Here is a 14,092-nt window from a genome sequence, read left to right as displayed (position 1 = left end):
GCCACCGCCGCAGGCGAGCAGCGAGCCCCCCATCAGTCCGGCGACAAGAGTGTTCATGAGAGTTCGGTTCAAAGCTGGCTCCATATTCTAGGTGAGTGAGTGATGTTGCCAGAATGCAAGTCTAACAATGGCCAGTCAAGTGGTTTCATAAAGTCATTAAACCGAGCATACCAGTCGCCTCTGCAAGTGCATTTCCTGAGTGGGTAGCGCCTTAGAGAGCCGCTTGGGCAGACCATACCAATTTAATGCCTTTGTGCAGTGGTATTGCAGGGCAACTCAGGATGGATAGCTGACCTGCGCCGGCAGAGTAGCTAATCCAGCCAAACTGGACACGCGGTCCAGCGGCAATGTGTCACATTTCAAGAGTCGTGGTCGGGCGGGCAGTACGCATGTCGAAAAAGAAATCAGGGCACGAAAGTGGGGAATATTCCGCGGCCACATTCGCTGTTGCGGGGCCAAAACTCACGGTTAACAGGGTAAAACACTCCCCACCTGATCCGCCTAACGCTATTATTCATACGGGTTTCGGCTTGTTCGAAGCGCAGACTTGTAATCCCTTGGTCGCAGGTTCGAATCCCGCACGGCCTACCAGGAATTTGCAGCATTGAAAAAGCCCACAAACTTCGGTTCGTGGGCTTTTTCGCTTCTTAATCCATTTACTGGAATAGCTACCCCATGCTGATCGAGGGCGACTCCACCGTCGACGACATGCGCATCGACGGCATGAGCATCAACTACAAACTGTCCCTCATCCATACTTTTAAGCACACGACATGATCGGCGTTGATCGTTATCTGGATAGATGCGCCGTGCAAAGCATTTCTCGCAAACCTCGTGACCCGGGTGCTTTCCAGAGCTATCAAGGGCAATATAAATATTTCCAAATTACATTGTTTTGTGTAATTATTTGTTTATTAAAAAATAATGGAGTATTACGTGCTGCAGTTGATCGTTGGAATAATTGCGCTAGTGCTTGCACTGGCGCTGATGAAGTTTTTGTTCAAGTTCTTGTTGGGCTTGATCGGCATCCTGCTGGTTCTCGCGCTGGGCATATTGTGCGGCGTGCAAGGCGTAATTGCCCTGTTTTTTGAACGCATATTCCGCCTGTTGCGCCTACGGCTGATTTTCGCCACACTGCTGTTTGCAGGGTGCGTAGCCATCTTCGCCTCATTGCTGACCGGGCAGCATCCCGATGTGGCGCCGATCAGTTGGGCCTCCTTGAAATACTCCTTGCCACTGCTATTGCTGGGCTTGACTTTACTACACCATCGCAAACGCGTGGGCGCTCAGAAGCTAAGTGTCGCCATCAAATTTTTCTCGACTGCCGACCGCGATTTCTTTCGCTTGTTTTTTGCATCCTGCCTGGTTTTCGCTACCGCTTGCTTTGCTGAAAGCATCACCGTCTGGAGCGACTGGCGTCTTAGTAGCGTGTACTGGATCATCTGCGTATGTGCTGTCGGCTATTTATTACAGCAGGAAGTCAATTGTCGTAAATTGCTGGAAGATGTGCATCAAAAAATGTTGTCGGTACGGGTGTTGAACTCTACAGCCTACCTGAATGAACTGTTGCAAAGCGACGATCTATCCGCTAAAAAAACTGAACCGCTGTATCACGGCGTACTCATGCTGATATTGGAACAGCAATACGTAGAGGAATTGGAACTGGGTGACAATGTCTGGCTATTCAATCGCGCGTGGTATGACGAACAGTGTGCCAAGCTGCACGCAGCGGTTGAAAGCAAACTTCGCATGGAAGAACACGACTTCATCTCACTAATTAAAGCCTTATTAAACTTATCCGACGAAAACAGTCGCGAATATGCGGAGCGGCATTTCACGCACGGCGAACGTTACGAATTCAGCGAACAAAATTACTACATCCATTACAAGCATACGCATCTGTATCATAAGTGCATTGCGTGTAGCGTCGTTGAAGAAAAGCCGCAGGAGGAACATGGCCAGCATAGCGATTGGTACTGCTCGACCTTGTGCCGTCAAACTGAAAAAGCCTGCGAGGAAATCCGCGAAAGCGAATACGGCAATTTCCTTGCCGACGCCAGCAGCTCTGGCCTGATCATCATGGCAGGCGCTAGTGCATGGCGTGAGAATCACAAGATCTTTGCCGCTAACGGCCAGGGACATGGCTTTGCCGCCGAACAAGCCAACCATCGCCTGGACGCCCTCAGCGGTAAAAAAGCCGACTTGGTCGGTGGTAACAATGCCAAGGATGGCGCAGACCGTATTGTGGATAGTCAACATATCCAGACCAAGTATTGCAGCACAGCGCAACGCAGCGTGAATGCCGCCTTCAACGGCGATGAAGGACAGTATCGCTACGTCGATCCAAATGGCCAGCCGATGCAGCTCGAGGTTCCCAGGGACCAGTACGACAAAGCGGTCGAGACCATGTCTAATAAGATTAAAGACGGCAAGGTTGATGGAGTAAGCGACCCAGCAGAGGCCAGCAAACTGGTACGCAAAGGCCACCTGACCTATGAGCAGGCCAGGAACATTACCAAATTCGGTACGGTCGAATCGCTGACTTACGATCTGGCAGAAGGCACGATCGTTGGGCTGACGGCAGGTGGCATCAGCTTCGGCATCACCGCCTGCCTGTTTTATCTACAGACGGGTGACAGGGAAATCGCTTTGCGCGTGGCGGTGGTCCAAGGCGGGAAAACCTTTGGCAAATCGCTGGCCGTCTATGTGGGCACGCAGCAACTGCATCGACTGGAAAGCGTGCAGCTGTTACTGAAGTTTGTGGATGCGGAGAAGTTATCTCCTGGCATCAGGCAATTCCTGGCGCAAGGATTTGGGGTTAACCGCAATGGCGTGTCTAACGCAATGCGTGGCACGATTGTCACCTCGGTCGTACTGATTGCGGTGACGACGGGACCAGATCTGATCAAGCTGATCAGAGGAAGCATATCCAATGCACAATTCCTGAAAAATATGGCAGTCGCTTCATCCAGTGTAGCCGGTGGTATCGCCGGTTCGCTGATTGGCGCTGCTGCAGGCAGCCCATTTGGTCCAGCGGGCCTGTGGGTAGGCCGCTTCGTGGGTGGCGCCATCGGTGGCGTGGTTGCGGGAACCATCACCAATCATATTGCCGGTACATTGATGGAGGATGATCAACAACGCATGCTGCGTATTATCCGCTCCCAGACTGAATATCTGGCGCGCAACTTCGTGCTGACTGAGTTCGAAATGAATAACCTCAGCGCTAATCTCGACCAGGCATTGACACCTAAAAGTCTGGAAGTGCTACATGCGGCACCCAATCGGCGTGCGATGGCCAACGCCATCATCAAGCCGCTGGTGGTCAGCGTGGTAAAGCAACGTCCGGCCTTTGGATACGACGCAGAACACATTGTAGACGCCTGCGAAAAGCTGGCCGCATAAAAATGCGGCTGACCTTGACGTGTGGCACGGATTAATATCCAAAATTATAGTTTTACCGCTTTTGCTTACCCCCCCTCGGGCATAGCACAGGTTTAACTGACCGAAAGCCGCAGGAGCTCCGGCACGCCGCCGGCCTCCTCGTTTTCAACTTGAAAAGTGCAATAAATAAGATGCCAATAGATCAATGGCCTTATTCACTTGCAGAAAAGAAACACCTGCCACACCTTGCCAGACCGGCTTGTTTCCGCCATAATAGCCGCCCTTGGGTCGTTAGCTCAGCTGGTAGAGCAGCGGACTTTTAATCCGTTGGTCGCAGGTTCGAATCCCGCACGGCCTACCAAGAATTTGCAGTAAAGAAAAAGCCAACTGTTCGCAGTTGGCTTTTTGCATTGTTCCCCATCTACTCCTGCCCTTCCCCATACTTTCCCGGCGTCACGCCCATCACGCGCTTGAACATGGCGATGAAGGCGCTCACATTGTCGTAGCCCAGGTCCAGCGCGATGCTGGTGACGGGCTGACCGGCGGCCAGCAATTCCAGGGCGCGCAGGATGCGGGCGCGCTGGCGCCAGGCGGAAAAGTGGAAGCCTGTTTCGGCCGTAAAACGGCGCACCAGGGTGCGCGGCGAGAGGCCAGCCCAGGCAGCCAAAGCCTCTACTGCATGCTCGCCAGCCAGGTCATCCAGCACGGCACGCGCTACCCGCAGCAAACGAGGATCGCTGGGCAGCGGCAAGCCCAGCGCTTCATGTGGCGCGGCGGCGATTTCATCGAGGATCACGCCTGCCACCCTGGCCTGCCGCTCGTCCCGCACCTGACCGTTCCAGCTGGCGGCGCGCGCCACGGCCACGCGCAGCAGCTCGGACACGCGCAGCACGCAGGGTGCAGCGGGCAAGCCGACACAAGCGGCCTCATCCACATACACGCTCCAGCCCGCAAACGGGCCATGCGAGCGCAGGGAGTGAACGTGATGCGGCGGCATCCACACGCAGTGGCTGGCCGGCACTACCCACTGCGCTGTCTCGGCACCGATGGACAGCAAGCCGCGCACGGCGCCAAATAGCTGGCCGCTGGCGTGGCTGTGGGCAGGTGTCAGCCTTTCCTGCGGCTGGGAAATTAGCACAGCATGCAAGGGCACCGGCGTTGGCTGATTTGAAGTATCGATAGGCATAAACAAGGCAGACAAGACAATCGCCTCATCATACAGTGGAGCCTCTCAACCACCACAGGAGTACATCATGCGTGCAGAAGACCTGTTACCCGACGAACAAAACCAGGGGCAATTCAATGACGTTACCGTGCGCAAGGGGACGGTGGGCGCCTTCCTGTTCAACGCCCGCGTCTGGCTGGACCCGGCCAGCAGCGACGATCAGCAAGCGGAAGCGGAGCGCGACATCGTCGAAGCGCTGCCGGCCCTGCACGCGCTGGGCCTGTTCGAGCTCTTGCAGGTGCGCGATGCGAAGCTGCGCGAGCTGGTCGCGGGGACAGTAGCGTAATCGGCCCGGCCTCGTCCGACGCGTGCATTTCCTCTATCATATTGCTTTGCCCGCCGCCCTGCTCCTTATGCCGTCCACCATTGCCACGCCTGTCCACAGCGAACTGATCATCAAGAAAAGCCGTTTTATCGGCTGCGTGCAGCCCATGACGGACCGGGCAGCCGCACAGCAGGTGGTGAACGGTTTGAAGGCGCAGCATCCTGGCGCCTGCCATGTGTGCTGGGCGTTGCTGGCGGGTGGGCAATCGGCGGCCGTCGATGATGGCGAACCGAGCGGCACGGCCGGGCGGCCCATGCTCGATGTGTTGCGCCACCAGGATCTGGAAGGCGTGCTGGCGACGGTGGTGCGTTATTTCGGCGGCGTGAAGCTGGGCGCGGGCGGCCTGGTGCGTGCTTATACCGATAGCGTGGCGCAGGCGCTGCTGCAGGCAGAGAAAATAGCCATCGTGCGCCAGCGGGCGCTGCGCTGCTCGTTGCCCTACGCCATGGAAGGCATGCTACGCCGCGAGCTGGAGGCGGCCAGCGCCACTTTGCTGGAAGTACAGCATGGTCACGCCGTGCTATTCGATTTCAGCCTGGCGGACAAGGCGGCCGATACCCTGCTGGCGCGCCTGGACGAGGCAGGCAATGGGCGCATCGTCTGGCACGACACGCCCGATCCAGACTAATTTACTGATTGCTTACTGTACGCGGCGCACCTTCGGCGAATTATTCGTGCCTTCGATCTTCAGGAAGAAGGTGCCGACGAAATTACGCTCGACCGTCACTTTCGGATTGCTCATCGGCGACAGCACGGCCGAGCTGCCATCGACAATGCGCCACACCTGGCCATTGCTCAACTTGATCAATGTATTGCCGCTCCAGCCGTCAAACTTGCCGGCAATGGTGCTGCTGATCGAATTGTCTTCTACCGCGGCCGCTTTGGCAGGCTTGATCGTTTCCATGCCAAAACGCTGTTCGCGCTGCTGCGCTGTTGGCGCCACCACGGCAGGAGCGGCGGCAACCGGCGCAGCCTTGCCCAATGGAATAGCGTCATAACATGCCACGCGGCCAGGGACATCAGCGATGGAACGGCATTGCAACATGGCGGCATCATCCGCCAAGGCCGCACCTGACACGAACAGCAACACAAACAAAGCTTTCATCGAGATTCTTTCAAGATTTAAATAAAGTAGGCCAGTTTCACCACGCAAGTGTGAGTATATCGCCAAGCTGTCACTGCCTGTGGCTCAAATCGGTCAATATTATATTATTTATAATAATGACTACATAGCACTGCAATTTCCGGGACATAAAACCAGAGGGCCTAAGCCGGCCCTAAAAACAACATCATCTTTTCTTCATAGCCCGCATGCATCGCGCAACTATCTTCATCCACTTTGTAAAAAGAAGCCAGGCGAGATGCTTGCCAATTGAATCAAGAAACGCATCTGTTGCGCCTTGAATACCCTGTTTCTTCTCAAAAAAACAGCGCGTTTGCGCATATGCATATGTGTTTCAGGCGCCGCAGCAATACGGCTGTCAAACCATGACAAAAACAGATATGCGACGCCAAAAAGCTTCGTTCTCATCTGTTGCACCCCGCTTTAGGCTTGTATGTTGAAAGCCTTGCGACGCAGCCGGTATCACAGCAGGGACGCATTTTGTGCCGCATTTGATAGAGGCTAGCCGTGCTCCCGACGGGCGTGCGATATGAGAACTTCCATGAATTTTCAACAATTACGGACTATCCTCGAACTGCCACGCCACAGCTTCAATCTGAGCCAGATGGCCAGCGCCATGGGCATGACGCAGCCAGGCATCAGCCGTCATGTGCGCGATATGGAAGACGCGATGGGGTTCGCCATCTTTGAACGCAGCGGCAAACGCATTACTGGCCTGAGCGACTCGGGCCGGGCCATCATGCCCATCGTGGAACGCCTGCTGATCGAGGCCGGCAAGCTGCAAGGCGCCGGCGTCGAATATACGGCGCTCGCCAGCGGCGTACTGGGTATTTCCACCACCCATACCCAGGCCCGCTACGCGCTGCCGCAAGCGATGCTGGGGTTTCGCGGCGCGTTTCCCGACGTGCGCGTCGCGCTACAGCAAAACACGCCGGAAGACATCGCCAGGTCTGTCATCGCAGGCAAGGCAGACATCGGCATCGCCACCGAAGGCCTGGCGGCCTACCCGGAACTGGCCGCCTTTCCCTGCTACCGCTGGAGTCATCTGGTGCTGGTGCCAGACGGCCACCCCTTGCTGGAACTGGGTCCGCTGACCTTGCGCGCTCTGGTGCAATTCCCGCTGCTAACCTATGACCATGGCTTCACCGGCCGGCGCCATATCGACCAGGCGTTCGCCACCACCGGCCTGAGCCCCGATGTGGTGCTGACGGCGATGGATTCCGACGTCATCAAAGACTATGTACGGCTCGGCCTTGGGGTCGGCGTGCTGGCATCGGTGGCGTTCGACGCCGAACACGACGCAGGCTTGCGGGCGCTGGACGCGGGCCATTTGTTCGCCGCCAGCACCACCTGGCTGGCGGTGCGGCGCGGCGCCTACCTGCGCAGCTACACCTATGAATTCATCCGCCATTTCGCGCCCCAGCTGACACGCCAGGCCATCGACCTGGAACTGCATCGCGATACCACGCTTGCCAGTGACGCCACAGCCCCTGCAAACATCCACCGCATCGTCCAACCACCGACCATACACAGAGGAGCACCCACCATGTCCACCACCATCGACACGCTCTGGTACACCCGCTGCCCGGCGCCCACGCCGTTCGGCATCGCTATCCAGCAAGGCTGGCTGGCGCAGGAATTCGCCGCTGACGGCCTGCAAATGCGCGCCTTGCAAGATGCGGACGACCCGGCCATACGGCGCTCGCACTTTACCCACTCGCAGCCGCACTCGTTCCGCCAGGGCGGCAATATCCCGGCGCTGTGGGCGCGTTCCTCCGGCGCGGCCACGCGTGTGATCGGCCTGACCTGGGTCGATGAATTCCAGGGCCTGCTGGCCTTGCGCGGCAGCGGCATCGCCAGCGTGGAACAACTGCGCGGTAAACGCTTCGGTCTGCCCAAAAACCTGGTTTCCGGGGTGGTAGACTTCCACCGCGCCACCGCGCTGCGCGGCTTCAGCACGCTGCTTGACGTGGCCGGCCTGACACTCGACGACGTGAAATTGGTCGACCTGCCCTATGCGCCGCTGGGACTGGCCGATGCCAGGCCGGTCGACGAACAGGGTTTTGCGCGCCTGCTGCGCACGCATGGCCAGCAAGAATTCAGCCGGGAAGTGCATGCGCTGATCAGCGGCGAGGTCGATGTGGTGTTCGCCAAGGGCGCGACCGGACTGGCCGCCGCCAACCTGGCGCAGGCCGATGTGATCGTCGACATCAGCCAGCAAGGCAATCGTCTGCTGCATGCAAATAACGGCGCACCGCGCCCGCTGACAGTCGATCAGGCACTGCTCGATGCGCGCCCTGACCTGGTGGCCCGGGTGCTGGCGCGCACCATCGCCGCCGGCCGCTGGGCAGAAGCGCACCCCACCGAAACGACCGCCTATATCGCCCGCGAAACCAAAAGCCCCGAGCTGTGGGTGCGCCATGCGTATGGCCCAAGGCTGCACCACAATCTGCATATCGACCTGGCGCCAGGCTCGGTGGCGGCGCTCGACAACTTCAAGCAATTCCTGCATGGCAGCGGCTACCTGCCCACCGACTTCGACATCGAACAATGGATCGATCCGCAGCCGCTGCGGCAAGCGCTGCAACTGCTCGAGACCCGCCGCGACAACATCAGCGCCGAGCTGGCAGCCTGATTCAACCTTCTGACATCGGAAAGAGCCACCTGCACATGCCTCGATATTTACGCCGCTCCTGCGCCACCGCGCTATTCTGCCTGGCCTTTGCGAGTAGTGCAGCACCGGCCGCCCCCGTGGCCGGCGGCACGCTCAACTTCGTCGTCACGCCGGAACCGCCATCGCTGGTGAACCTGGCTACCAGCGCGGTGCCGGTGCTGAAAGTGAGCAGCAAGGTCACCGAAGGCTTGCTGGCCTACGATTTCAAATTCAATCCGACTCCGCAACTGGCCACCGCATGGAATATCAGCCCGGATGGCAAACGCTATACCTTTACCTTGCGCCACGGCGTCAAATGGCATGACGGCAAACCGTTCACCTCGGCCGACGTGGCGTTTTCGCTGGAGCTGCTGAAAAAAATCCACCCGCGCGGCAAAAGCACCTTCGCCAACCTGACGGCAGTGCGCACACCGGACCCATACACGGTGGTGCTGGAGCTGTCGCAGCCGGCGCCCTACCTGATCAAGGCCTTTGCTGCATCGGAATCGCCCATCATCCCCAAGCATATTTACGAGCATGGCGACGCGCTGTCGAATCCCAACAACTCCGCACCGATAGGCACCGGTCCGTTCAAGTTTTCCAAATGGGTGCGCGGCAGCTACATCGAGTATGTGCGCAACCCGGACTACTGGGACAAGCCGCGCCCCTACCTGGACAAGATCATCGTCAAGTTCATCCCCGATGCGGCCGGACGCGCAATCGCCTTTGAAAATGGCAGCGTCGATCTGGGCGGCGACACCCCGGTGCCGCTGGGCGACCTGGCGCGCCTGAAAAACAATCCGAAACTGGGGCTTGAAACTTCGGGCTACCAGTTCGAGGCCGGCCCGCAGCGGCTGGAATTCAATCTCGACCAGCCGATACTGGCCAAGCTGCCGGTACGCCAGGCAATCGCCCACGCGCTGCAGCGCGAAATCATCAAGAGCGCCGTGTTCTATGGCTATGCCAACGTGATCCACAGCCCCATCCTGCCGGGCAGCCCGTATTACAGCGCAGCGCCGTCGCCCTATTCCTTCGACCTGAAGCAAGCCAATGCGCTGCTCGACCAGGCCGGCTATCCGCGTCGCGCCGACGGCAACCGCTTCACGCTGACGCTGGACCCGCTGCCTATCGGCGATACGCCGGCGCGCACGGCCAGCTACGTCAAGTCGGCCCTGGCGCGCATCGGCATCGCCATCACCATCCGCGCCCAGGATTTGCCTGCCTATCTGAAGCGCGTCTACACCGACCGCCAGTTCGATTTCGTGGTCAATGGCATGAGCAATCTGTTCGATCCGACCGTCGGCGTGCAGCGGCTGTACTGGTCGCAAGGCTACCGCCAGGGCGTGCCGTTCACCAATGCCTCGCACTTCAGCAATCCCGAAGTGGACCGTTTGTTCGCGCTGGCGGCGGTGGAAACGGACCAGGCCAAACGGCTGGCCCAGTTCACGCAAATCCAGCAGATCGTCGGCCAGCAACTGCCCGACATCAACCTGGTCGGACCGCAGCAAATAACGCTGTTTAACAAGCGGGTGCACGAGCATACGCCGACGCCAAATGGCCTCGATGGCAATTTCGCCACGCTGTATTTATCGCCATGAGTTTATCCCTATGAACCGCCTGCCACGTTTGTTCAAGGCGCTGCGGCGCGCGCTGCTGTACGCGCTGCCGACCGTGATCGGTATCGTCATCCTCAACTTCCTGCTGCTGCAACTGGTGCCGGGCGACGCCGCCGACGTGCTGGCCGGCGAATCCGGCTCGGCCACGGCGGAAACGATGGCGATGATGCGTAGCCATTTCGGCCTCGACCTGCCGCTCTGGCATCAGTTGCTGAACTACCTGAATCACCTCGCCCATTTCAGCCTCGGTTTTTCACCGCGCTTCAATATGCCGGTGATGGAACTGATCTGGAGCCGCTTGCCCAACACCTTGCTGCTGATGGCCAGCGCCCTGGCTATCTCGGTGGTGCTGGGCATACTGTGCGGCGTGGTGATGGCGACCTGGGCCGGCCGCTGGCCGGACCGCGTGCTCTCGCTCCTGTCGCTGCTGCTGTATTCCACGCCCGGTTTCTGGATCGGCCTGATGGCGGTGGTGCTGTTTTCGGTGCACCTGGGCTGGCTGCCCAGCGATGGCAGCACCACCATCGGCGCGGCCCTGAGCGGATGGGATGCGCTGCGCGACCGCATCAGCCACGCGCTGCTGCCGGCGCTGGCCCTGTCGAGCGTCTTCATCGCCATCTATGCGCGCCTGACACGGGCCGCGATGCTGGAAGTGCAGACGCAGGATTATGTGCGCACCGCAGAAGCCAAGGGCCTGCATCCCTTCATCATCCAGCTGCGCCATGTGCTGCGCAACGCGCTGATTCCCGTCACCACGGTGGCCGGTATCCACCTTGGCAATCTGCTGGGCGGCGCGGTCGTCATCGAAACCGTCTTCAGCTGGCCCGGCCTGGGCCGGCTGGCGCTCGAAGCGGTGCAGGGACGCGACTACGCCGTGTCGCTGGGTGTGCTGCTGCTGTCATCGTTCATGGTGATCCTCGCCAACCTGCTGGTCGACGTGCTGCACGTCTGGCTGGACCCCCGCATCAAGGCTTGAAACGATGGAAACGACGACGATTATCAATCCGCCCGCGCAGCCAATAGCATCACTGAGCCCGACAAGGCCACCGAATCCGCATAATCTGCGTATTAATATCGCCCCGCCAAGAACCGCGCCGCAGGCAGTGCAAGCCCAGGATAAAGAGCCAGAAAATACGCTTGCCGTGCAGCGCCGGGGCTATCCAGTCTTGCGCCGCTACCTGCGCAACCCGGCCGCTATGACGGGCGCCATCTTGCTGCTGCTGATCGTGCTGATGGCGCTGGCCGCGCCTTATCTGTATCCGGGCGACCCGCTCGACATGGTGGCGCAGCCGCTGCTGTGGCCGGGGCAGGATGCCCAATTCTGGCTGGGCACCGACTCGCTGGGACGCGATATGCTGGCCGGCATCCTGCACGGCGCCCGCGCCTCGCTGCTGATCGGCGTTGCGGCCGCCGCCATCGGGCTATCGATAGGCACGCTGATCGGCGCCTGCGCCGGCTATTTCGGTGGCCGCATCGATAGTGCCCTGGTGCGGTTGATGGAACTGTTTCAGGCCACGCCCTCCTTCCTGCTGATGATCGTGATCATCTCTATCGTGCCACCCACCATCGCCGTCATCGCACTGACCATCGGCATCACCTCGTGGACCACGGTGGCGCGGCTGGTGCGGGCTGAATTCCGCTCGCTGAAACAGCGCGACTTCGTGCTGGCCGCGCGCAGCCTGGGCTACAGCGACAGCCGCATCATCTTTGCCGAAATCCTGCCCAACGCCCTGCCGCCCATCATCGTCACCACCTCGGTGATGATCGCTACCGCCATCCTGATGGAGTCCGCGCTGTCCTTCCTCGGCCTGGGCGACCCGAACCGGGTCAGCTGGGGCAGCCTGATAGGCAGCGGCCGCGAGATGCTGCGCAGCGCCTGGTATTTGACGGCAATTCCCGGCAGCGCGATCATCGTCGCGGTGCTATCCCTGAACCTGGTGGGCGATGGCTTGAACGACGCGCTGAACCCACGTTTGCGGAGCCGGTCAGAATGAGCCTGCTGCTGGAAGTAAACAAGCTCGACGTCCATTTCGGCGCCCACCACGCGGTGCGCGGCCTCGATTTTTCCATCGCCGCCGGCGAAACCCTGGCACTGGTCGGCGAATCGGGATGCGGCAAGTCGAGCACTGCGCTGGCGCTGATGCGGCTGCTGCCAGCCAGCGCCAGCATCCAGGGCCAGGTGCTGTTCGAGGGGCAGGACCTGGTGAAGTTACCGCAGCCAGCGCTGCGCGCACTGCGCGGCAATGCGATCTCGATGATATTCCAGGAGCCGATGACGTCGCTCAATCCGGTGCTGACCATCGGCCAGCAAATCAGCGAAGTGCTGCGGCTGCACCAGCCGCAGTCGGCGGCTGCGGCGCGCCAGCGCGCAATCGAATTGCTGGACCTGGTCAAGCTGCCCGAACCCCGGCGCCGCATCGACGACTATCCGCACCAGTTATCGGGCGGCCAGCGCCAGCGCGTGATGATCGCCATGGCCGTGGCTTGCCGTCCACGCCTGCTGATCGCCGACGAACCGACCACCGCGCTGGACGTGACGATACAGTCCCAGATACTGGAACTGCTCGATACGCTAAGGCGCGAGTTTGACATGGCGCTGCTGCTGATCACACACGACCTGGGCGTGGTCGGCCAATGGGCCGACCGGGTGGCCGTGATGTATGGCGGCGAAAAACTGGAACAGGGCCGCACCGAACACATCTTCACGCAGCCGCAGCACGCTTACACGCGCGGCTTGCTGGGCGCGTCGCTGACTTTGGAACGCGAGCTGCATTACCGCCAGCAGCGGCTGATGGAGGTGAGCGCCAGCATCGACCCGCGCAGTGGCCAGCGCAGCTTTGTCCTCAGCCATGGCAAGCCCGCGCCGGTGCAAACGGCACAGGAGCAGACGCATAGTCAGCCGCTGCTGCAACTGCTCAAACTGGAAACGCACTACGCATCGGAACAAGGCCTGGTACGGGCTGTCGATGGCGTGTCCTTCGATATCGCCGCCGGCGAAACGGTGGGCCTGGTGGGCGAATCGGGCTGCGGCAAATCAACTCTGGGTAAAACCATCTTGCGCCTGATCGATCCATCGGCAGGACAGATCCTGTTCAAGGGCAGCGACATCACCCGCATCAGCCAGCGCCAGCTGCAACCATTCCGGCGCCAGGCGCAAATGATATTCCAGGACCCGTACGCCTCGCTGAACCCGCGCCACAGCGTGGCCGATATCCTCGAGGGCGCGCTGCGCGTGCATGGCGTCAGCGAGCGGGCCGAACGCGAACGGCGCGCGCGCAGCATCATCGACCGGGTCGGCTTGCCGGCCACGGCGCTGCGGCGCTTTGCGCACGAATTTTCGGGTGGCCAGCGCCAGCGCATCGGCATCGCCCGCGCGCTGGTGCTGCAGCCGTCGCTATTGATCTGCGACGAGCCGGTGTCGGCGCTGGACGTCTCGGTGCAAGCGCAGATCCTGAACCTGCTGGTCGATCTGAAGCAGGAATTCGGCCTGTCCTATCTGTTCATCTCGCACGATTTGTCGGTGGTGCGCTACATCGCCGACCGCGTGCTGGTGATGAATGCCGGGAAAATCGTCGAAAGCGGCGACCATCGCAGCATCTGGCGCAACCCGGTCAACCCGTACACACGCAGCCTGATCGCCGCCGTCCCCACGTCGGCCTTTGCCAGCAGCATAGGCCAGCAGCTGGCACCACCAGTGCGTGAAGAGTCGCTGCCATTTTCGTTTTACCGCTTTGCACTGTGATCCAACTCCCCCATCTTACGGAAAACC

General features: G+C 59.9%; 10 protein-coding genes and 1 tRNA gene. 9 read left to right on the top strand and 2 right to left on the bottom strand.

Annotation, left to right across the window (positions count from 1 at the left end; all coding sequences use genetic code 11):
- Positions 1-936 precede the first annotated feature (936 nt).
- Both HDE72_RS17505 and HDE72_RS17500 read left to right on the top strand, forming a co-directional pair.
- Positions 937-3,402, top strand: a complete 2,466-nt coding sequence (locus HDE72_RS17505; RefSeq protein WP_183743249.1) for a hypothetical protein — start codon at positions 937-939, stop codon at positions 3,400-3,402.
- Between the two features lie 264 nt (positions 3,403-3,666).
- Positions 3,667-3,742 (top strand) — tRNA-Lys (locus HDE72_RS17500).
- Positions 3,743-3,802: 60 nt separating this feature from the next.
- On the opposite strand, the gene HDE72_RS17495 is transcribed toward HDE72_RS17500, so the two are convergent.
- Positions 3,803-4,567, bottom strand: a complete 765-nt coding sequence (locus tag HDE72_RS17495) for an AraC family transcriptional regulator (RefSeq protein WP_183743462.1) — start codon at positions 4,565-4,567, stop codon at positions 3,803-3,805.
- Between the two features lie 67 nt (positions 4,568-4,634).
- Here HDE72_RS17495 and HDE72_RS17490 point away from each other — a divergent pair, with 67 nt between their 5' ends.
- Both HDE72_RS17490 and HDE72_RS17485 read left to right on the top strand, forming a co-directional pair.
- The gene (locus HDE72_RS17490) at positions 4,635-4,892 is read left to right on the top strand and encodes a hypothetical protein (RefSeq protein ID WP_183743247.1); all 258 of its coding nucleotides are present in this window, start codon (positions 4,635-4,637) and stop codon (positions 4,890-4,892) included.
- A 67-nt stretch (positions 4,893-4,959) separates the two neighbouring features.
- A complete protein-coding gene (locus HDE72_RS17485; protein ID WP_183743245.1) occupies positions 4,960-5,559 on the top strand; it encodes an IMPACT family protein in 600 nt (199 codons plus the stop codon).
- A gap of 12 nt (positions 5,560-5,571) precedes the next feature.
- On the opposite strand, the gene HDE72_RS17480 is transcribed toward HDE72_RS17485, so the two are convergent.
- A complete protein-coding gene (locus tag HDE72_RS17480) occupies positions 5,572-6,036 on the bottom strand; it encodes a hypothetical protein (protein ID WP_183743244.1) in 465 nt (154 codons plus the stop codon).
- 559 nt (positions 6,037-6,595) lie between these two features.
- Between HDE72_RS17480 and HDE72_RS27995 the strand changes: the two genes are divergently transcribed.
- The 5 genes from HDE72_RS27995 (at position 6,596) to HDE72_RS17445 (ending at position 14,065) form a co-directional block, all read left to right on the top strand.
- Positions 6,596-8,689, top strand: a complete 2,094-nt coding sequence (locus HDE72_RS27995; RefSeq protein ID WP_311735250.1) for a LysR substrate-binding domain-containing protein — start codon at positions 6,596-6,598, stop codon at positions 8,687-8,689.
- Between the two features lie 35 nt (positions 8,690-8,724).
- On the top strand, positions 8,725-10,305 hold the full coding sequence (locus HDE72_RS17460; RefSeq protein WP_183743240.1) for an ABC transporter substrate-binding protein: 1,581 nt from the start codon (positions 8,725-8,727) through the stop codon (positions 10,303-10,305).
- 10 nt (positions 10,306-10,315) lie between these two features.
- Positions 10,316-11,299, top strand: coding sequence for an ABC transporter permease (locus tag HDE72_RS17455; protein ID WP_183743238.1), 984 nt, complete (start codon positions 10,316-10,318; stop codon positions 11,297-11,299).
- 127 nt (positions 11,300-11,426) lie between these two features.
- On the top strand, positions 11,427-12,317 hold the full coding sequence (locus tag HDE72_RS17450) for an ABC transporter permease (RefSeq protein ID WP_409254973.1): 891 nt from the start codon (positions 11,427-11,429) through the stop codon (positions 12,315-12,317).
- A complete protein-coding gene (locus HDE72_RS17445) occupies positions 12,314-14,065 on the top strand; it encodes an ABC transporter ATP-binding protein (protein WP_183743234.1) in 1,752 nt (583 codons plus the stop codon). The genes HDE72_RS17450 and HDE72_RS17445 overlap by 4 nt, the downstream gene beginning before the upstream one ends.
- Positions 14,066-14,092 lie beyond the last annotated feature (27 nt).

Source organism: Janthinobacterium saanense (genome assembly GCF_014200675.1).
Lineage (GTDB): Bacteria > Pseudomonadota > Gammaproteobacteria > Burkholderiales > Burkholderiaceae_D > Janthinobacterium.
This window is presented reverse-complemented; position numbering and strand designations above follow the sequence as displayed.

Excerpts from the sequence above, each read along its gene's own strand:
- HDE72_RS17495 (WP_183743462.1), bottom strand. The coding sequence starts at position 4,567 with ATGCCTATCGATACTTCAAATCAGCCAACGCCGGTGCCCTTGCATGCT.
- HDE72_RS17490 (WP_183743247.1), top strand. The coding sequence starts at position 4,635 with ATGCGTGCAGAAGACCTGTTACCCGACGAACAAAACCAGGGGCAATTC.
- HDE72_RS17485 (WP_183743245.1), top strand. The coding sequence starts at position 4,960 with ATGCCGTCCACCATTGCCACGCCTGTCCACAGCGAACTGATCATCAAG.
- HDE72_RS17480 (WP_183743244.1), bottom strand. The coding sequence starts at position 6,036 with ATGAAAGCTTTGTTTGTGTTGCTGTTCGTGTCAGGTGCGGCCTTGGCG.
- HDE72_RS27995 (WP_311735250.1), top strand. The coding sequence starts at position 6,596 with ATGAATTTTCAACAATTACGGACTATCCTCGAACTGCCACGCCACAGC.
- HDE72_RS17460 (WP_183743240.1), top strand. The coding sequence starts at position 8,725 with ATGCCTCGATATTTACGCCGCTCCTGCGCCACCGCGCTATTCTGCCTG.
- HDE72_RS17455 (WP_183743238.1), top strand. The coding sequence starts at position 10,316 with ATGAACCGCCTGCCACGTTTGTTCAAGGCGCTGCGGCGCGCGCTGCTG.
- HDE72_RS17445 (WP_183743234.1), top strand. The coding sequence starts at position 12,314 with ATGAGCCTGCTGCTGGAAGTAAACAAGCTCGACGTCCATTTCGGCGCC.